The sequence below is a fragment of the Aeromonas sp. 130281 genome (assembly GCF_056642115.1).
In genome coordinates this window covers 321,610-341,171 of the sequence record NZ_JBWVQS010000002.1, presented here as the reverse complement: position 1 = coordinate 341,171, position 19,562 = coordinate 321,610, and the positions used below count along the sequence as shown (strand labels likewise).

Annotated in this window: 16 protein-coding genes; 11 read left to right on the top strand and 5 right to left on the bottom strand. The window is 64.6% G+C overall.

Annotated elements, in window-relative coordinates; all coding sequences use genetic code 11:
* Window positions 1-26 precede the first annotated feature (26 nt).
* Together AC1IN8_RS08540 and AC1IN8_RS08535 are read right to left on the bottom strand one after the other, a co-directional pair.
* Window positions 27-1,508: a L,D-transpeptidase family protein gene (locus AC1IN8_RS08540; RefSeq protein ID WP_319913176.1), complete on the bottom strand. Its 1,482-nt coding sequence runs from the start codon at window positions 1,506-1,508 to the stop codon at window positions 27-29.
* A gap of 91 nt (window positions 1,509-1,599) precedes the next feature.
* Window positions 1,600-2,367, bottom strand: coding sequence for a substrate-binding periplasmic protein (locus AC1IN8_RS08535; RefSeq protein WP_247627047.1), 768 nt, complete (start codon window positions 2,365-2,367; stop codon window positions 1,600-1,602).
* A gap of 310 nt (window positions 2,368-2,677) precedes the next feature.
* Between AC1IN8_RS08535 and AC1IN8_RS08530 the strand changes: the two genes are divergently transcribed.
* The 5 genes from AC1IN8_RS08530 (at window position 2,678) to AC1IN8_RS08510 (ending at window position 8,217) form a co-directional block, all read left to right on the top strand.
* Complete coding sequence (locus tag AC1IN8_RS08530) at window positions 2,678-3,223, top strand: hypothetical protein (protein WP_025327877.1); 546 nt, start codon at window positions 2,678-2,680, stop codon at window positions 3,221-3,223.
* Window positions 3,224-3,279: 56 nt separating this feature from the next.
* The gene (locus AC1IN8_RS08525; RefSeq protein ID WP_139436505.1) at window positions 3,280-4,317 is read left to right on the top strand and encodes a glycosyltransferase family 2 protein; all 1,038 of its coding nucleotides are present in this window, start codon (window positions 3,280-3,282) and stop codon (window positions 4,315-4,317) included.
* Window positions 4,314-4,685: a GtrA family protein gene (locus AC1IN8_RS08520; protein WP_005324511.1), complete on the top strand. Its 372-nt coding sequence runs from the start codon at window positions 4,314-4,316 to the stop codon at window positions 4,683-4,685. Before AC1IN8_RS08525 ends, AC1IN8_RS08520 begins: the two co-directional genes overlap by 4 nt.
* On the top strand, window positions 4,685-5,851 hold the full coding sequence (locus AC1IN8_RS08515; protein WP_139436507.1) for a hypothetical protein: 1,167 nt from the start codon (window positions 4,685-4,687) through the stop codon (window positions 5,849-5,851). The genes AC1IN8_RS08520 and AC1IN8_RS08515 overlap by 1 nt, the downstream gene beginning before the upstream one ends.
* 239 nt (window positions 5,852-6,090) lie before the next feature.
* On the top strand, window positions 6,091-8,217 hold the full coding sequence (locus AC1IN8_RS08510) for an alpha-amylase (protein ID WP_479758619.1): 2,127 nt from the start codon (window positions 6,091-6,093) through the stop codon (window positions 8,215-8,217).
* 73 nt (window positions 8,218-8,290) lie between these two features.
* Here AC1IN8_RS08510 and AC1IN8_RS08505 read toward each other — a convergent pair whose 3' ends face one another.
* Window positions 8,291-8,917: a glutathione S-transferase gene (locus AC1IN8_RS08505; protein WP_139436510.1), complete on the bottom strand. Its 627-nt coding sequence runs from the start codon at window positions 8,915-8,917 to the stop codon at window positions 8,291-8,293.
* A 159-nt stretch (window positions 8,918-9,076) separates the two neighbouring features.
* Here AC1IN8_RS08505 and AC1IN8_RS08500 point away from each other — a divergent pair, with 159 nt between their 5' ends.
* From AC1IN8_RS08500 to AC1IN8_RS08485, 4 genes are all read left to right on the top strand, one after another.
* Window positions 9,077-9,721, top strand: a complete 645-nt coding sequence (locus tag AC1IN8_RS08500) for a response regulator (RefSeq protein WP_005324525.1) — start codon at window positions 9,077-9,079, stop codon at window positions 9,719-9,721.
* A 200-nt stretch (window positions 9,722-9,921) separates the two neighbouring features.
* A complete protein-coding gene (locus AC1IN8_RS08495; RefSeq protein WP_139436515.1) occupies window positions 9,922-10,503 on the top strand; it encodes a TetR/AcrR family transcriptional regulator in 582 nt (193 codons plus the stop codon).
* A gap of 71 nt (window positions 10,504-10,574) precedes the next feature.
* Window positions 10,575-11,432, top strand: a complete 858-nt coding sequence (locus tag AC1IN8_RS08490) for an alpha/beta hydrolase (RefSeq protein ID WP_479758618.1) — start codon at window positions 10,575-10,577, stop codon at window positions 11,430-11,432.
* A gap of 174 nt (window positions 11,433-11,606) precedes the next feature.
* Window positions 11,607-12,752 carry a patatin-like phospholipase family protein gene (locus AC1IN8_RS08485; RefSeq protein ID WP_479758617.1) on the top strand — a complete coding sequence of 382 codons (1,146 nt, stop codon included), beginning with the start codon at window positions 11,607-11,609 and terminating at the stop codon, window positions 12,750-12,752.
* A 65-nt stretch (window positions 12,753-12,817) separates the two neighbouring features.
* Here the strand turns inward: AC1IN8_RS08485 and AC1IN8_RS08480 are convergent, their stop codons facing one another.
* Window positions 12,818-14,770, bottom strand: a complete 1,953-nt coding sequence (locus tag AC1IN8_RS08480) for a cation:proton antiporter domain-containing protein (RefSeq protein WP_479758616.1) — start codon at window positions 14,768-14,770, stop codon at window positions 12,818-12,820.
* A gap of 253 nt (window positions 14,771-15,023) precedes the next feature.
* Between AC1IN8_RS08480 and AC1IN8_RS08475 the strand changes: the two genes are divergently transcribed.
* Window positions 15,024-15,926, top strand: coding sequence for a GGDEF domain-containing protein (locus AC1IN8_RS08475; protein WP_139436519.1), 903 nt, complete (start codon window positions 15,024-15,026; stop codon window positions 15,924-15,926).
* Window positions 15,927-16,017: 91 nt separating this feature from the next.
* Here AC1IN8_RS08475 and tilS read toward each other — a convergent pair whose 3' ends face one another.
* Window positions 16,018-17,355: a tRNA lysidine(34) synthetase TilS gene (gene tilS / locus AC1IN8_RS08470; protein WP_479758615.1), complete on the bottom strand. Its 1,338-nt coding sequence runs from the start codon at window positions 17,353-17,355 to the stop codon at window positions 16,018-16,020.
* Window positions 17,356-17,482: 127 nt separating this feature from the next.
* On the opposite strand from tilS, the gene AC1IN8_RS08465 reads away from it, so the two are divergent.
* Window positions 17,483-19,513, top strand: coding sequence for a M13 family metallopeptidase (locus AC1IN8_RS08465; RefSeq protein WP_479758614.1), 2,031 nt, complete (start codon window positions 17,483-17,485; stop codon window positions 19,511-19,513).
* Window positions 19,514-19,562 lie beyond the last annotated feature (49 nt).

Sequence of the window (19,562 nt, the reverse complement as noted above, 5' to 3'; positions counted from 1 at the left end):
CCGGGCGCTTCACTCTGTGGCGGGGATCACAGCAAGCGGCTCTGGAAGCTCACTCGATCGAATCCGTAAATGTCATTGCGCAGTTGCTGGCGCCCCTCTTCGTCGATCCAGCTGCTCCAGTAGACGGTGAAGACAGGGATAGGGGTGGTCAACGGCAGCCACTTGGTCTGGGTCTCTTTCAGTATGCTGGCCACCTTGTCCGGCTGATAGCGGGAGTCGGCGAGCAGCAGCTCGGCCAGATCGTCTGCGTGCTCGACCCGGATACAACCGGAGCTGAAGGCTCGCGCCCCCTGCTCGAACAGGGCCTTGCGCGGCGTCGAATGCAGATAGATGGCGTCGTTGTTCGGCAGGTAGAACTTGTAGCGCCCCAGGGCATTGTGATCCCCCGGCTTTTGCCGCAACCGGTAAGGGAAACCCGACGCCAGCGCATGGTGCCAGCCATCCTCGCTGAACTGCACCGGATTGCCCTCGCCGTCGATCACCTCGAACTGCTCGCGGTCCAGATAGGCGGGATCCCGACCCAGCTTGGGCAGAATGTCCTTGCTCAGGATGGAGCGCGGCACGTGCCAGGCGGGGTTGAGCACGATGGAGCGGATCTCGCTCGCGAGGATGGGGGTGGCCCGCTGCTCCTTGCCGACGATGACCCGGCTGGTGAAGACCTCGCTGCCGGACTCCACCACGCTCAGGCGGTAATCCGGGATGTTGACCAGCACGTAGCGACCGGCGAGGTGATCCACCAGATCCCGGCGCCACAGGTTGCGCAGCAGCAGGCTGGCACGCACTTGCGGCCCGGTATTGAGCCAGGAGCGGGTCTGGCGACCTATGATGCCGTCGGCGGTCAGGCCGTGGCGGCGCTGGAACTGCTTGATGGCCTGCTCGGTGTCCGCGTCGTAGAGGCTGTCCTGATGGGTGGGGGCACCGTCTCCCAATTCGTTGAGGATGGAGCGGATCTGCCCAAGCTCGGTGGCGCTCTCCCCGGCCCGCAGGGTCGGCATGTCCAGGGTCGGCCAGTGCTTGGCCATCGGCATGGCCAGCAGCTTGCGCACTTCGTCGCGCACGGCCTCGTATTCGGCGACCTGGGGCCTGAGCTGTTTGACCTGATCCAGCAGGTTGTCACCCAGGGGCTCGTGGGCCAGGGGCTTGGTCAGATCGAGCTTGAGGGTCTGCATCTGCTCGCGGGCGACCAGATCCATGGCACGCCAGGCCTGCTGGAAACGCGCCAGCTTGCCGAAGGCTTCGTCGTAGAGGGCGCCGCGCCTGTCGGCCGGGGTCTTCTGCAACTGCTGCCAGAGCCGGTAGAAATCCGGGTGCAGCTGGGCAAGCACCGCCTCCTGCAGCTGCAGTTCCAGCTCATGGCGCGCCTGCTCTGCGGTGCTGTTCTGATACCAGTCATGCTGGATGCTGGGACTGGCCACCACCATCTGTTCTGCGCTGGCCTGGACCATTCCCGCCGGCCAGCAGCCCAGCCAGATAAGGTTTGCCAATGCCAACCAATACTTCTTACCCATGCTTCTTACCACGCTTACCTCATATCGGTTCACTTCGGCCTGTCAGGCGCCACGGTCAGGTGCCCATGATGCGTGAATGCTGGCGACTTTGCTAGCGGGCGGGCACGTAACGGCGCCAGATGAGCGCATGCTCCCCGCTCTTGCCAACGGCCTCGAGCGCCTGGTTGAAACGCTGCACAAACGCCTCCGACAAGGTCTTCTTGCTCAGCATGAAGAAGGTCGGCGTCTCATAGACCCCCATGATATGGGGGACTATCTCCTCTGCCAGTCCCTCTCTCTTCAGACCCCAGGGGGTGGCCAGAATATCCCCAAGAAATCCGTCTATCCGTCCCAGTTGCAGCTTGCGATAGTTTTGCACGTCATTGACCTCGCTCACCTGGGCACGGTAGCGCTGCAGCAGACGGGCTATCTCGGGGCCATAGTTGTAGTCCCTGGTCACCCCCAGCCTGTTGCCCCTGGCCAGCCAGCTCGCCAGATCCTGCTCCCCCTTGTCACCGGACTTGCGCACCCAGAGTGCCGTGCGCCCCGGGTTGTAGGCGGTGGAGAACCAGGCATAGCGCGTCCTCTCTTCAACGAAATAGGCTTCCATGGCGATGTCCAGCCGACCCAGTTCCAGATCGTGCAACCCCCGCTTCCAGGGACGCTCCAGATAGACGAGGCGGCAGCCCAGCCTGGCAGAGACGGCGTTGAGATACTCGACCGCGAAGCCGCGCAGCTCACGGCGGCCGTTCTCCTGCTGGTAATAGTGATAAGGGGGCCAGTCGTCGAAACCGACGCGCAGGGGAGAAGTACAGAGCGGTTGGGCCAACAGCGAGTGAAGGGGCAGGCAGCAGAGCAGGCACAGGGCTAGCAGTCTCATGAGTCATCCTTGACGGCGGGACGGCTCATCTTAATTCTGCCAAAGGGAAATGGCGACAGATCCTGCCACAGCAATGCGCAATATCAGCCATTTGCCTGATGCGGCCATGGGCGGGACAGGGCCCCAGGCCGCGCTGCAAGCCCGCCGCGAAGGCAGGATGCGCACGACCCCAAAGTCCCTTGGTCTGCAGGGGGATTGGGGGTTAATATGTGAGCAAATTTATTTTTGTGATCCACTATGCTTTTTTTGCAATTGGATTAGCATATGCGCGAATCCAGCCTACCTATCCGTCGGGCATCGAGTGAGTAATATGACCTACAAAAAGTTCGGTTTTCTGGCTGCCATACTGGCATTGAGCGGTTTTTACCTTTACACCCTCTACCTGGCCGCTCACCCCAACGTGAGCCTGGCTTACAAGCTCTATTACCTGGAAGGCAAGACCCGCTTCTGGGAGCACAACTCCAGCATGACTTACCAGCCGGGCAACGAGCTCAACCTGACCAAACCGAGCCGCTTCCTCTCTAGCGAAGGCTGGGCCAAGAAGCCCAGTGCCGAGGGTACCCAGCTCAGTGGCAAGGGAGGCCTCTATTTCGTGCTGCCCAAGCAGCAGGCCCAACCTGAGCAGCTCACCATCCAGGCCAGGATCAACAGCCCGGAAGCAGGCACCCTGCTCAAGGTGGCCCTGGGTCATGATTTCACCACCACGGTCAAGCTGGCCAAGGCGGGCATCAACGAGATCCGGCTCAACCTGCCGGGCGACTCCCTGACGGCCGATCCCAAGCATCCCAACTTCCTGGCGCTCTCCGCTCCGACACCGCTCAACGTCCAGTCGGTACGTCTGACCGTCGCTCAGTGAAGCTGAAGATCCCGGTAGTAGTCTTATAAAATAATTCTTTCAATAAGGAAGTTTCCATGTCCCGTGCCGATTTTCGACTCTCTCTGGTCGTGCCCGTTTACAACGAGGAAGAGAGCATAGACGCCTTCATCAGCGCGATAGATGCCGAACTGGCCCCCCTCAAAGACCGGCTTGAAATCGTGTTCGTCAACGACGGCAGCCGCGACCGCACCCGCGAAGTGGTCGAGCAGGCCATCGCCCGCGACCCGCGCGTGACCCTGGTCAACCTGGCCCGCAACTTCGGCAAGGAAGCGGCCATGACCGCGGGCCTGCATCAGGCCAAGGGCGATGCCATGGTCCCCATGGACGTGGATCTGCAAGATCCCCCCTCCCTCATCCTGGAGTTCGTCAAGCTGTGGCAGACCGGTGACTACGACACCGTTTACGGCATCCGGGTCGATCGCAGCGCCGACACCCCGATGAAACGGCTCACCGCAGGCGGCTTCTACCGCTTCTTCAACGCCCTCTCCACCAGCACCAAGCTGCCGGAGAACGCCGGTGACTTCCGACTCATCGATCGCAAGGTGGTCGAGGCTCTCAAGCAACTGCCCGAGCGCAACCGCTTCATGAAGGGGCTGTTCGCCTGGGCCGGTTTCCGTGCCGTCGGCGTTCCCTACGAGCGTCCCGCCCGCCACGCCGGCGAGACCAAGTTCAACTACTGGAAGCTGTGGAACTTCGCCCTCGACGGCCTCATGAGCTTCTCCAGCTGGCCGCTGCGGGTGTGGAGCTACGTGGGGGTCGGCGTCTCCTTCATCGCCTTCCTCTATATCCTCAAGATCATCACTCAGGTGCTCTTCTTCGGCATAGACGTGCCGGGTTACGCCTCCCTGATGTCGGTGATGCTGTTCCTCGGCGGCATTCAGCTGCTGTCGCTCGGCATCATAGGCGAGTACATAGGCCGCATGTTCGTGGAAGTGAAGCAGCGCCCCGTCTACCTCATCGAGGGCGTCTACGGCCAGTATGCCCGGCAGGATGCGGGCAAGCAGCCGGATGCGGCGGCAACCCAGAGTGAGAAGGCGCAGGATGCGGACAAGCAGGAGCCGGCGTCCCAATGATCTCCCGCGAGGAATTCTGGCGGCTGGTTCGCTTCGGTTTCGTCGGCGGGGGGGCCACCCTCGTCGATCTGGGCACCTCCATCGCCCTGTTCCACACCTGGCCCGCCATCTCGGAGCATCTGGTCACGACCCTGGCCTTTGCCATCGCGTTCTGGTTCTCGTTTTTCGGCCATCGCTACATCACCTTCCAGAAGCAAGGTGCCGCCAGCAAGTTTCTGCTGGTGGCCCTCTTCTCCCTGGCGGTGCGTAACCTCATCCTGAGCGGCCTGCTGTTTGCGGGCCTCTCCGGACTGCTGCCGGTGGTGATTGCCACCCTGACCGTTACCGTACTCACCTACATACTCTCTCGCGTCTGGGTTTTTGCCTGATGAATGACATGACCAATACTCCTCCCCTCGCCGGGGATGCACTCCCCTATCGCCCGTCACTGCGCATCAGCAGCCGCGACTGGCTGATGATCATCGCCGCCTTCGTGCTGAGCCGGGTGGCCCTGTACGGCATGGGCTATTTCGGTGTCCAGCTCTACGGCGCCCCCGACATAGGCCCGTTGCAAGCCTATTGCCAGTTCGACTGCGTCTGGTTCCAGCGCATCATAGAGAACGGCTACGACCTCTACCCGCGCTGGCTGAGCAAGGGCAACGCGGCGAACTGGGCCTTCATGCCGCTCTACCCCATGCTCGCCGGCGGGCTCTCCAGCCTGCTCAACATGGAGAGCCTGATCGGCCTGATGCTGGTGGCCAACATCGCCTTCTTCATCAGCCTGCCGCTGATGCTGCTGGTGCTGCGCCAGCTCAAGCTGGGGGACGAGACCGCCCGTTTCGGGGTCTGGCTACTGGCCTTCTCCCCCTTCTCCGCCTACTTCGTCTCCGGTTATACCGAGTCCATGTTCATGGCGCTGATGCTGGGGATGTTCCTGTTCGCCTACCGCGAGCAGTGGCTGATGGTCGCCTTCCTCGGCATCTTCATCTCCGGGACCCGCAACCTGGGGGTCATGATGGTGTTCCCCGTGCTGATCCTGGCGCTGCAGGCCTATGGCTGGCGCGAGTTCTTCCGCTTCACCGAGCGGGCCTTCAAGGTGGTGTTCACCCTCTGGCTCATCCCCCTCGGCCTCTTCTCCTACATGGTCTACCTCTATCACCTGACCGGGGATGCGCTCGCCTTCAAGCACATCCAGGTCGCCTGGGGTCGCTACATGGACAGCCCCCTGGACTGGTGGCTGAGCGGCTTCGAGCTGGGCGGTCGCAAGGCCTACCTCTCCATCATGGTGATCTTCGGCTGGTGCCTGAACGGCTACCTGTTCAGCCAGAAGCGCTGGGCCGAGGCGACCCTGATGTTCATCTGCTGCACCATACCGCTGATGACAGGGCTCAACGCCATGCCGCGCTACATGTTCGGCCTCTACCCGACCCTGCTGGCCATCATCTTGCTGGCCCATCGCTGGCCCTCCATCCGCCCTGCGGTGCTCTGCATCAGCGGCATGGTCGCCTCCTTCATCGCGGTGGCCTTCGTCAACTTCAAGTTCTTTACCGTCTGACGAGCGCTCGCCCGCAGGCGAACAGCCCCACCTGAACATGCCGGTCCATCGACCGGCATTTTTTATGGCGCCGCGCTTCGGGCAGCAGGGCGGCCATCACACTTTGCCGGGCTTGAAAACGTAACCATTTGAACTGACCTCACAAATCGGCATTTTGCCGGTCCAAGCCCACCCGCTGGGCCCCTAGAATGAGTGCCTCAACGGAACCCGATCTCCTCACTCAGCTCAAGGAATGGCCTATGCGTCCCTCGCCTCGTTTCGATCTCCGCCCATCCTCCCTGTGGCTCGCCCTGCTGGCCACGCCGCTGTTCGTCGGTCAGGCGCTGGCCGCCCCCGAGGTGCATCTCCACGTGGATGGCAAACCGGTGGCCGAGGCGCTGACGCTGGACAAGGGCACAGTCACCCTGACCCACAGGCTGGACAAGGGGAGCCACCAGATCCGCATCAGCGATGCGGGCAACAGCTGTGGCACCAGCTTCGGGCCGACCGAGGCCAGGCCCCTCCCCTTCGGCACAGCCCAGCCCATGGACAAGTGCAGCAAGGGGGCGAGTTTCACCCTGAGGGTGATGCTGGCCGGTGACTACGAGTTCACCTTCAACCCGGATACCCCCAGCCTCAAGGTGCTGCGGGCGACCAAGAAGAGCGAGTTCAAGCGCCAACCCCCCACGGAGCCCTGCATCAGCTGGGATGGCGGCCCGGTGAGGGTGTCGCTGAAGGGGGTCTGGCCCGACGGCACCCGGCTGCGGGATGCCTACTCGAAACAAGAAGCCGTGGTCACACAGGGCAAGCTGACCCTGACCCCATCCAAGGAGAGCGGCGGCCTGCTGCTGCTAGAGCCGGTCGAGGCGACCAAGGCGGCCCCCTTCAGCTGGGATCAGGCGAGCGTCTATTTCCTGCTGACCGACCGCTTCCACAACGGCGACCCGGCCAACGATCACAGCTTCGGCCGCCAGAAGGATGGTCAGGACGAAGTGGCCACCTGGCATGGCGGCGACTTCAAGGGGCTGACCGAGAAGCTCGACTACATCAAGAGCCTCGGCATGAACGCCATCTGGATCACCCCCATGGTGGAGCAGGTGCACGGCTTCATCGGCGGTGGCGAACAGGGGAATTTCCCCTTCTACGCCTACCACGGCTACTGGGCGCTCGACTTCACCAGGATTGACCCCAACTACGGCGACGAGGAGAGCCTGAAAACCCTGGTGGACGAAGCCCACAAGCGTGGCATGAGGATCATCCTGGACGTGGTGATGAACCACGCAGGCTACGCCACCCTCGCCGACTTGCAGGATCTGGGGCTCACCGATCTCACCCAGAACACCGGCAAGCTGCCGAGTCGCTGGAACGAATGGCGCCCGAGCGGCGGCCTCAACTGGCATGGCTACAACCAGTTCATCGACTATCAATCGAGCGATTGGAGCAGCCAATGGTGGGGCCCTGACTGGGTGCGCGCCGGTCTGCCCGGCTACCCCCAACCCGGCACCGACGACGTCACCGGCTCGGTGGCGGGGCTGCCGGACTTCCTGACCGAATCCAGCAAGCCGGTGGGCCTGCCGCCACTGCTGGCGGCGAAACAAGACACCCGCGCCAAGACCCTGCCCGACGCCACGGTGAGCGACTACCTCATCGCCTGGCACACCGACTGGGTGCGCCGTTTCGGCATCGACGGCTTCCGGGCCGACACCGTCAAGCACCTGGAGCCAGCGGTCTGGGCCAAACTCAAGCAGGCGGGCACGGCGGCGCTCAAGGAGTGGAAGGCCGCCAACCCGGACAAGGCCCTCGACAACCTCCCCTTCTACATGGTGGGCGAGGTGTGGGATCACGGGGTCGCCAAGGATTTCTGGTACCAGAACGGCTTCGATTCCCTGATCAACTTCGACTATCAGCGGGAGTTCGCCCTGCCCCAGGCCCAGTGCATGGCGGGCGCCGAGCCCACCTATGCCAGCTACGCCAGCCGCATCAACCAGGATCCCGAGTTCAACGTGTTGAGCTACATCAGCTCCCACGACACCAAGCTGTTCTTCGGCGACTATCAGGACGTGCCGCTGCAACGACGGGTAGCCAACAGCTTTATGCTGCTGCCGGGGGGCATCCAGCTCTACTACGGGGACGAGTCCGGCCGCGGGCTCGCCAAGGATGGCGGCGTGTTCGATCAGAGCGTGCGATCCGACATGAACTGGCAGGAGCTGGGGAGTGGCGACAAGGCCGAGCTGGTCAAGCACTGGCAGCAACTCGGCCAGTTCCGCGCCGCCCACCCGGCGGTGGCGGCAGGCAGCCACAAGAAGCTGTCCGATGCCCCCTACGCCTTCGTGCGGGAGAAGGGGGAGGACAAGGTGGTGGTGGTGTTCGCCGGCCGGCAGCCATAATCGGGCCCGTATCGGACAAACGATGAGGGGAGCCAGTGGCTCCCCTCTCTATCATTGCGCAGGCCCGGTCACCTCATGCCGGCTGGCGGGCGATGGCCGGCCACTGCAGCCGCGCCTTGACCAGGGTCTCCTGCCACAGGGGCCAGGCCAGCAAGGCTTGCTGATAGGCCCCCGCCTGACCGGGCAGCGAAATGCCATAGCTCGCCAGCCGATAGGCCATCACCCCGTAGAAGGCATCCAGGATCCCCGCCTCCTCAAAGTAGAAGGGCCCCCGAGCCTGTGACCAGAGCGTCTGCAGCCGGGCCAGCTCCCCCAGGGTCTCCACCGGGGGCTCGCTCTGGGTCGGTGCGCCGAGGAAGAAGGGCAGACGGCTGCGGATCTGGCCAAAGCCCGAGTGCAACTCGGCGCAGAGGCTGCGGGCCAATGCCCGCTCGGCACGGTCCAGGGGGTAGAGGTGGCGCGACGGGCACAGCTCGTGGAGATACTCGGCGATGGCGAGGGAGTCGTGGATCCGCAACTCGCCGTCGTCCAGCCAGGGCACCAGCCCGGCCGGCGCCGTGCGCTTGAGCCGCGCCAACGCCTTGGCATCCTCCAGATCGAACACCTGCTCCTGCCACTCCAGCCCGCTCATGGCGAGTACCAGCGACGCCCGCATCGCCCAGGTGGAACCTGTGCCTACCGTCAATACCAGGGATCCCATGGATTGCCTCCTGCGTTGGGTTGTTCATGACCATCCCGTCGGCCCCGCTGGCACGACATCCGACGGTCGCCTCACATTTGCGCACCCGCGGGTTTGACCCCCTTGGGGAGCAGTGCTAGTTTGATTTTTCAAAACAATCAGTTAGCAAAAATGTGAGCAATGGACAGCCAATTTACCATCGTCATCGCAGATGACCACCCCCTGTTTCGGGGCGCCCTCTATCAAGCGGTGCACATGGCCATCGACGAGGCCAGGCTGCTGGAGGCCGACTCCATCGACAGCCTGACCCACCTGCTCGCGGAGCACCCGGAAGTCGATCTGCTGCTGCTCGATCTCAAGATGCCCGGCGCCAACGGCTTCGAGGGGCTGGCCTATCTGCGTGGCCAGTACCCGGATCTCCCCATCGTCGTGGTCTCCGCCTCGGAAGATGCCGCCATCATCCAGCAGGTGCTGCGACTCGGCGCGCTCGGCTTCATTCCCAAGTCGGTGCCCATGAAGGAGCTGGTCAGCGCCCTCAATACGGTGATCGGGGGGGACAACTGGGTGCCGGAAGGGATCTCCCTCCACCCCGAGTCCGAGGATGGCCCCGATTTCGCCAGCAAGCTGGCCAGCCTCACCCCCCAGCAATACAAGGTGCTGATCATGCTGCGGGACGGCAGCCTCAACAAGCAGATCGCCTGGGAACTCAACGTCTCCGAAGCCACCATCAAGGCACATATCACCGCCATCTTCCGCAAGCTCGGGGTCAAGAACCGCACCCAGGCGGTCATCGCCCTGCAGCAGATGGATATCAAGGACAGCTGAGCCCCTTGCCGCCCTCAGGGCCCATATCACGCCTATACTCCGCAAGCTCGGGGTCAAGAACCGCACCCAGGCGGTCATCGCCCTGCAGCAGATGGATATCAAGGAGAGCTGAGCCCCTTGGCTCCACCACAATGGGCGTTGGTTGCTCGACAATTAGCACGATCGTACTTTATGCTGCAGAACCCAGAGAGGAGAGTGCGATGAGCAAGGGCCGCCTGACCCGCGACACCATTTTGCAGACAGCCTTCGAGCAGGCGAGCCAGCAAGGGCTGGAGAGCCTGACCATAGGCTCCCTGGCCAGTGCGTGCGAGATGTCCAAGAGCGGCCTGTTTGCCCATTTCCAGTCTCGCGACAACCTGCAGATCGCCGTGCTCACCCATTCCGCCGAGGTGTTCAGGGAGCGGGTGATCCAGCCGGTGCGCCAGCAGCAGCACGGCACCCAGCAGGAGAAACTGCTGGCCCTGCTGCAGGCCTGGCTGGCCTGGAACCAGAGCTTTGCCGGACGCTGCATGTTCCTCGATGCCTGGACCTCGGCCCAGGAGGGGGAGGTGCAACAGGCGGCCCGCCAGCTGGTGCGCTTCTGGCTCGACTACCTGGCTCGCCAGGTGGTGCAGGGCCAGGAGAAGGGAGAGTGGCGCAGGGATCTGGATCCCTGGCGCGCCGTCTACCGGCTCTATGGCCTCTATCTGGGAGATCAGGTGTTCAATGCCCTGGACTTGTGTCAGGATCCGGCCCGCCACTTCTGGCCCGAGGTGGAAGATCTGCTGACCAGCTGGCGCTGAGGTTCTGGCCCTTCTTTTTAAAAACAGACAAAAAAGCACGACCGTTCGCACATAAAAACCACAGGATGACCATGAGCAGCAAGATCTATTTCAACACCCGCCGCGTCAGCCCGAGCAAGTTGCTGCTGGGGCTTGGCACCCGTCTGCACCACGCGCTGGCCCCGGCCCACGCCAAACGCACCGCCAGCAAGTTGCTGCTCACCCCCCAGCGCCCCACCCGTGAGGTTGCCGCCCCCGCCGGGCTGGTGCAGCAGGCCATCCACACCGGCGAGGGCACCCTGATGAGCTACCGGCTCGGCCAGGGGCCGGTCTGGCTGCTGATGCACGGCTGGTCCGGCAGTGCCAGCCAGTTCTACCCGCTGATGAGCCACATCGCGGCCCAGGGCTTCACGGCGCTGGCCTATGATCACCCCGCCCACGGCCAGAGCGAGGGCAGCACTGGGCACCTGCCTCGCTTCGTGCGCGCCTTCGACGAGATCCTCGCGCGCCTCGGCCCGGTCCAGGGAGTCATCACCCACAGCATGGGGGGCGCCGTCACCCTCAGCAGCCACCACCCCGCCCTCGACGCGCTGCCGCTGCTGCTCATCTCGCCCGTGCTCGACTACGTGCCCCAGCTCTATGGCATGGTGGCCCGCTCCGGCTACTCCATCCGGCTGTTCGATGCTGTGGTCAAGGAGATCGAGCACGAATACCAGCATCCCCTGAACACTGTCGATCCCCTGGGTCGCCTCGCCCGTCGCCAGGGGACGGCCCTTATCGTTCACGACGAGGAGGACAGGTTCGCCCCCCATAAGGACTCGTTGCGGGCGGTAGAGGATGGCCGCACCCGGCTGGTCAGCACCCGTGGGCTAGGCCATGGTCGCATCCTGGCGAGCCCGCCCGTCTTCGCCGCCTTCGATCAGCTGACCCAGCCCGGAGGCACGGCCTGATCCCGGCGCACCGGTCGCCTCAAAAAATGATGAGGCGGCCCATTTTTATCCGGGATACAACGTCTTATAGTTAAATTGCGCGGTGGCAACCCGCCCTTGCAATCACAATAAGGCGCAGCATCATGGCCGACCTATTTATATCAGCCGTGGCGCTATCACAATAAGGACAGCAGCATGGCCAAACCCAATACAGCTCTCCTGTTGACCGGTGGTGGTGCTCGCGCCGCCTATCAGGTCGGCGTCCTCAAGGCGGTGGCCGAGCTCTACCCCCGCAACCTCGGCATCCCCTTCCCCATTTTGTGCGGCACCTCGGCGGGGGCCCTCAACATCACGGCACTGGCCTGCTACGCCTCCTGTTTTCACCTGGGGGTACGCAAGCTGGAGTGGGTCTGGCGCCGCTTCGAGACCCATCACATCTTCGACTTCCATCCCTGCCAGCTGCTGTGGCGCACCCTCTATCAGGGCTCGGCCGGTCTCATCAGCCCCCAGAGCAACCGCGCCTTCCACCTGTTCGACAACGCCCCCTTGCGCCGCCTGCTGGATCAGCTCATCGACTATCACCGCATCGATGACAACATCCTTTACGGCAGTCTGGAGGCCATCGCCATCACCGCCTCCGACTATGACGACGGCCTCTCCACCACCTTCTTCCAGGGGCGGGCCGAGCATCAGCCCTGGGAGCGGGCCAGGCGGCGCGGCCTGCGCACCCTGCTCACCTCGGATCATCTGCTGGCCTCATCGGCCCTGCCCTTCGTTTTTCCGGCCACCCCCATCGGCGAGCGCTTCTACGGTGACGGCTCCATCCACCAGCTGAGCCCGCTGAGCCCCGCCATTCACCTGGGGGCGGAGCGGATCCTGCTGGTGACCCTGGACTCCCCCCGTCAGGAGAGCACGACCCCCCGTCAGAGCCACCTGACCAGCTCCAACATCGCCAGCCACCTGCTCAACACCGTCTTCTCCGACACCCTCAATTCGGATCTGGAGCGGCTGGGGCGCATCAACCAGACCCTCTCCCTCATCCCGGCGCGGGAGCGCAACCGTCTGAAGCTGCGCCAGGTGGAGACCTGCGTCATCAGGCCGAGCCAGGATCTGGATCTCATCGCCCTCGACTACCTGCCCAGGCTGCCGACCCAGTTGCGTCGCCTGCTGCGGGTGCTGGGGGTGAACGGCCAGGAGAGCAGCAGCCTGGCCAGCTTCCTGATGTTTCACCCGGGGTACTGCCAGCAGCTGATAAGTCTGGGGTATCAGGATGCGCTGGATCAGCGCCAGCACATCGAGTCCTTCCTCGACATTGAAGAGCGGATCCGCGAGGAGGCCTGAACAGGCTACGTCACCAGGGATAGCCGCCACCTGGGCTCGGGCCCTCAAGCCTGTTGAGGGCAGAGCTAGTGCCCCTCCAGCAGACGCTGCTCCGCCTGCTCCATGGCCACGGCTGTTCCAAACAGTACCAGCCGATCCCCCGCCACCAGCCTCAGATCGGCCTTAGGCTCCAGGCTGCGCTCCCCGCGATGCACCGCCTTGATGCGCACCTCCCCCAGGGACAGCTCCCGCACCCGGCGCCCCACAGCCCAGGCCTGATCGTGCAGCAGCACGGGGTGCAGCCGCTCCAGCAACTGATCCGTCTCCAGGTTGCCCGCACTCTGATCGCCCCAGTAGAAGCCGTGCAGGAAACGGTACTGGCTGCTGCGCTCGTGCTCCATGCGCCTGATCACCCGGCCTAGGGGGACGTCGCAGTTGACCAGCAGGTGGGAGACCAGCATCAGGGCCCCCTCCTGGGACTCAGGTATCACCTCGAAGGCCCCGGCCTGCTTGTAGTGCTCGAGGAAGCTGTCGTCCCGGGTGCGCACCAGCACCTTGAGATCCCCCGCCAGCGCCCGGATCTGCATCAGCATGGCATCGACCCGCTTGCGGTCGTCGAAGGTGATGATCACCAGTCGGGCCCGCATCAGACCGGCCGCCAGCAGGATGTCGCGCCGGCTGGCATCACCGAATGCCACCTGCTCCCCCGCCAGCTTGGCCTCGCTCACCCGCTCGGGATCGAGATCCAGCGCGAGAAAGGGGATCTCCTCGAGCTTGAGGAAGCGGGCGCAGGTCTGCCCGGTGCGCCCGAAGCCGGCGATGATGACGTGCTGGTGCTTGCTGAGCCCAGACTGGGCGACCCCGGCACGGGAAAGCAGGGCCGCGTCGGTGAGGGAGTGGGCCAGCCCCAGGGCCCGCTGCACCAGCCAGGGGGTGAGAGAAATGGTGATGACGCCGACGCCGATGAGCAGGGAGACCATCTCGTGGCCGAGCAGGCCATGGTGGCTCGCCAGCGCCAGCAGCACAAAGCCGAACTCGCCGACCTGGCTCAGCATGATGCCGGCCGCCATGGCATCGCGCTTGCGCTCCCCCATCAGCCGGCCCGCCAGCAGCACCAGCAGCGACTTGCACAGGATGAGCCCGAGTACGCAGAGCAGCACCTGCCACCAGGCGTTCGCCACCAGTGTCCACTCCATGGTCATGCCGATGGTGATGAAGAAGAGCCCCAGCAGCACGTCCCGAAACGGCTTGATGTCCACCTCCAGCTGATGGCGGTAGTGGGACTCCCCCAGCATCATGCCGGCCAGGAAGGCCCCGAGTGCCATGGAGAGCCCCATCCACTGGGTGAGGGAGGCCGCCAGCAGAGCCACCAGCAGGGTGCTGAGCACGAACAGCTCGTCGGAGCGCGCCCGCGCCACCTCGTGAAACACCATGGGCAGCAACCACTTTCCCACCGCGAGCAAGACTGACAGGGCGAACAGCCCCTTGAGGGAGGCCCAGGCCACCTCCGCCAGCAGGGCACTGCCCTGCACCTCGGGTTGGGCCAGGATGGGGATCATCACCAGGAGCGGCACCACCGCCAGATCCTGAAACAGCAGGACACTCACCCCGAGCTGGGCCCGCCGGGTATGGAGTTGCTGCAACTCCCCGAGCTGCTTGATCACCACGGCGGTGGAGGAGAGGGCCAGGGTGCCGGACACCACCAGCGCCTGGGGGAGGCTCAGGCCCCACCACCAGCCGAGCCAGAAGAACAGCAATGAGGTGAGCAGCACCTGCAGGCCGCCGACCCCCAGCACCAGCTTGCGCATGGCGAGCAGGCGCGGCAGCGAGAACTCGAGGCCGAGGGAGAACATCAGGAAGACGATGCCGAGCTCCCCTATGGTCTGCATCATGGCCTGCCCGGTGACGATGGCCGCGCCGTGGGGGCCGAGCAGCATGCCGACGAACAGATAGGCGAGGATCACCGGCTGGCCGAGGCGTCGGAAGATGGCCACCAACAGGACGGCAGAGAGCAGCAGGATCAACACATCGGCGTACACACATCCCTCCCTCTTATCTGTCCCCATGGCCCGAAGATGCGGCGCCTCTGACCCCTGGCCCCTCCTGCCATCATCGCTGCCGGGCAGGATCCCGACCTGGCTGCGGGCGCTCGGCCAGCGGCGCACAGGGGTTATTTCCCCTCCCGTTTCATGTTGCTAAGCCTAGCCAGCCCCCTTGTTTTCCATCGAACATATTTTGGGCACGGGGATTGCAAGAAACCGGTCAATGAGTGGAGAGGTGTAAGGCTGCAACGTGGAAAACACATCGTCTTTGAACGGCTTCGGACATGGCATAGAGCAGTGGGTTCAGCAGATGGAGCGGCTCACGCCGCTGACCGGGCAGGATACTTATCAGCAGCTTCAGGAGCTGCTGAGGCAACGGGATCTTGACGCCCTGCTGGCAATCTTTGCCGAGCGGGTGGCAAAGATTGTCCGGATCCACACGCTCCACCTCGACTGCGGTCAGCCCCACAGCCTCATCGCCCACGCCCCCCAGGCCCGGCAGGTGCTGCATAGCTATCGCTTCGAGCTGCGCGGCCAGCACGAGCAGTTGCTCGGACAGCTGCAATACGAGCTGGAGCAGCCCCTGAGCGACAGCCAGCGGCGGCAGCTGGGGCAATATCACCAGCTGTTCTGCCTGCCCCTGCCGCTCTATCTGCGGCTGAGCCGGCTGGAGCAGCAGGTGCGGCTCGATCACCTGACCGGGCTTGGCAACCGCTCCTATTTCGACGAGGCCATAGGCCGGGCGGTGGAGCAACACTGCCGGGAGCCCCACGGTCTGGTGCTGGTGCTGCTGGATCTCGATCGCTTCAAACAGGTCAACGACACCTGGGGTCATCCGGTGGGGGATCTGGTGCTGAGCCGCTTCGCCCAGCTGCTGCAGGGCTGCATCCGTGGCACGGATCAGGCGTTTCGCCTCGGTGGCGACGAGTTCGCCCTGCTGCTGCAGCCCGCCGATCCCGAGGCCTGGCGCCCGGTCTGGCTGCGGCTGCAACATGTGCTGCACAGCCACAAGGAGCTCAGCGCCTTCTCGGTGGGCTGCAGCCTGGGAGCCGCCAGCTGGCACTCGGGCATGGACGTGCAGCGCCTCTATGCCACGGCGGATGCCCACCTCTACGCCCGCAAGAAGGCCGGGGTAAACGGCCCGTCCGAATAGGGCGGCCTCACGCCACCTCAGCGGCGTTCAGTCAAGGCCCGGGGTAAACGGCCCGTCCGAATAGGGCGGCCTCACGCCATCGCAGCGGTCATCAATCAAGCTCCGAGGCGACGACTCGCCGCCACTCCCCCTTGATGCCCCCCCCAAACGCCAGAAATCCGTCGCAGACGAAGAGTCCGGCCACCTGCGCCACCTGCTCCCCGTAATAGAGGATGGGGATGCGCCCCCGTTGCCAGGAGGGCACCCCGTACTCTTGCAGCAACTTCTTCAAGCGCCGGCTGCCCACCCGCCCCACCGGCTTGAGCATGGCGCCTGGCGCCACCTGGAAGCGCACCGACAGGGGCTCGTCCGCCCGTGGCGGGCGCAGCCCTTCTGCCCCATCCGATGACAGCAGCCTGAAGGTCCCCAGCCCGTCCGGCAGGCAGAGCGTCTCCCCCACCCGGATGGGCAGCACCTCCTCACGGGGGACAAGGCCGGGCGGTACCAGATGGAGTCGCCCCTGAAAGCGGCGGCACTCCAGTCCCTGCAGGCTAAGCCTGGGGTTGGCGTCTTCGCGCGCCAGCGCCACCTCCTGCCACAGCAGCCCCAGCAGCTCCCGGGACGGCATCTCCCCCCCCAGGCGGCGGATCCAGTGGCGCAGCAGGTTGTTGCGCCGCACCGGAGAGAGCGGCCGCAGCGCCTCGATGCGCAGCGCATCGCGCTCCCCGGCCTGTTGCCAGTCCGCCTCCGCCAGCTCGTTGATCAGGGCCTCCTGCTCGGCGCACAGGGCCATGCTGCGCGCCGCCGTCTGGGCCATGGCAGGCCAGCGCGCCTTGAGCTGGGGAATGAGCTGCTGGCGCAGGAAGTTGCGATCGTAGCTCACATCCTGGTTGCTCTCATCCTCTACCCAGCCATAGGGCAGGGTCTCGGCCAGCACCGCCAGCTCGGCCCGGCTCACCTCGAGTAGCGGGCGCAGCAAGCGGCCGCCGGCGAAGGGCTGGTCCGGCACCATGCCCGCCAGCCCCCGCAGTCCGGCGCCGCGCTTGAGCGCCAGCAGCAGTGTCTCCAGCTGATCGTCCTGATGATGGGCGGTGAGCAGCCACTCCCCCTCCCCCAGGCATGCGGCGAGACGCTGGTAGCGGGCCTCCCGCGCCTGGGCCTCCAGGCTGTCGCCGCTGCCCCGCTGCAGTTGCACCCGCTCGACCATGAGGGGCACCGCCAGTTGCCGGCACACCCCTTCACAATGGGCCACCCAGTGATCGGCGTGCGGGCTCAGGCCGTGGTGGACGTGCAGGGCACGCAGGGCAAGGCCCTGCTCCCGGGCAAAACGCGCCGCCAGCACCAGCAGCACAGTGGAGTCGAGCCCGCCACTGAAGGCCACCAGCAGGCCCCGGGAACCTTCCGGCGCGGGCAGAGTCTGACAAAAACGAGAATAAATACGAGAAATCATAGGCTTCCCCAATACGACCAGGCCGATCTTAGCAGACTCGGGCTTATCAAGCGCTAACCCGACTGCTAGAGTGAGTCTCCTCCCGACCTGGGCCGGGACGCTGAGTAACCCGAATTGGAATCAGACAATGAACAATAAGAAAAGCATACTTGCCGGCCTCATCGGGCTGGCCTTGCTGGCCGGTTGCAGTCAGGGACCGGACCAGGCAGACAAGCACTCCGGCCTCGCGCTGGCCAACATGGACACCAGGGTCAAGCCCGGTGACGACTTCTTCCGTTACGTGAACGGCCACTGGCTGGCCACCGCCAAGATCCCGGACGACAGGCCCGCCGACGGTGCCTTCTACCTGCTGCGGGACAAGTCCCTGGCAGACGTGCGGGTGCTGGTGGAGGGGCTGGACGGCAAGGCCGCCACCGGCACCCCGGCCCAGCAGATCCACGACCTCTACCAAAGCTATCTGGATCAGGCCACCCGCAACGCCAGGGGCACCACGCCCCTGCTGCCCCTGCTCGGCGACATCGATCAGATCCATGACAAGCAGGGCCTGGCCCAGGCCTTCGCCCGCGCCGGCAAGCTGGGGGGCAGCGCTCCCTTCGGCTTCTGGATAGACGCGGACGCCAAGGCGCCGGACAGCTATGCGGTCTACCTCTATCAATCCGGGCTCGGCCTGCCGGACCGGGACTACTACCTCAAGCAGGATGCCGCCAGCCAGGCGCTGCGCCAGAAATACGAGCAGCACATCGCCGGCATGCTCGGCCGTTTCGGCGAGGCGGATGCCGCCGCCAAGGCCAAGCGCATCCTGGCCCTGGAGACCCGGCTCGCCCAGATCCAGTGGGACAACGTCGCCCTGCGGGATCGGCAGAAGAACTACAACAAGGCCCCCGTCGGCGAGCTTAAGCGCCTCGCCCCCAGCATCGACTGGAACAACTATCTGGATCAGGCCGGCTTGAGCGGCCAGCAGAGCCTCATCATAGGCCAGCCGAGCTACCTCTCGGCCCTGGACGAGGTGATGAAGCAGACCCCCATGGGCGACTGGCAGGCCTACCTCAAGTGGCAGCTCATCACCGACTTCGCCCCCTACCTCGACAGCCAGACCGATGCCCAGAACTTCGCCTTCTTCGGTACCACCTTGAGCGGCACCCCCAAGCAGCGCGCCCCCTGGGAGCGTGCCCTCAGCGTACTGGACAACAACCTGGGGGAGGCGGTGGGCAAGCTCTATGTGGAGCGCTACTTCCCGCCAGAAGCCAAGGCCCGCATGGAGCAGCTGGTGGAGAACCTGCGCACCGCCTACGGCCAGAGCATCCAGGAGCTGGACTGGATGTCGCCGGCCACCAAGACCCAGGCCCTGGAGAAACTCGCCAAGTTCAGGCCCAAGATAGGCTACCCGGACAAGTGGAAGGACTACAGCGCCATCGAGATCCGTGCCGATGATCTGGTGGGCAACCTGCAGCGTGCCCGCGCCTTCGAATATGCCGACAGCCTGGCTCGCCTCGGCAAGCCGGTGGACAGGGACGAGTGGCACATGTCGCCCCAGACGGTGAACGCCTACTACAACGCGAGCAACAACGAGATCGTCTTCCCGGCCGCCATACTGCAACCCCCCTTCTTCGACATGAGCGCGGACGACGCCGTGAACTACGGCGCCATCGGCGGGGTCATCGGCCACGAGATGGGCCACGGTTTCGACGATCAGGGGGCCAGGTCCGACGGTGACGGCGTGATGCGCGACTGGTGGACACCCCAGGATCTCAAGGAGTTCCGCTTCCGCACCAGCCGGCTGGTGGCCCAGTACAACCGCTTCGAGCCCATCAAGGGGCAGTACGTCAACGGCCAGTTCACCCTGGGGGAGAACATCGGCGATCTCGGCGGCCTCACCATAGCCCACAAGGCCTACCTGCTGTCGCTGGATGGCAAGGAGGCCCCTGTGCTGGACGGCTTCACCGGGGAGCAGCGCTTCTTCCTCGGCTGGGCCCAGGTGTGGAAGGGCATGTATCGCCCCGAGCTGATGCAGATGCTGCTCGCCTCGGATCCCCACTCGCCGCCGGAATACAGGGTCAACGGCGTGGTGCCGAACATCCCCGCCTTCTACGAGGCGTTCAACATCCAGCCGGGTGACAAGCTCTATCTGGACCCGGCCAAACGGGTCAAGATATGGTAAACACGAGGTTGACAGGGGCTGGCCGAGCGCCGGCCCCGGGTCGGCCACA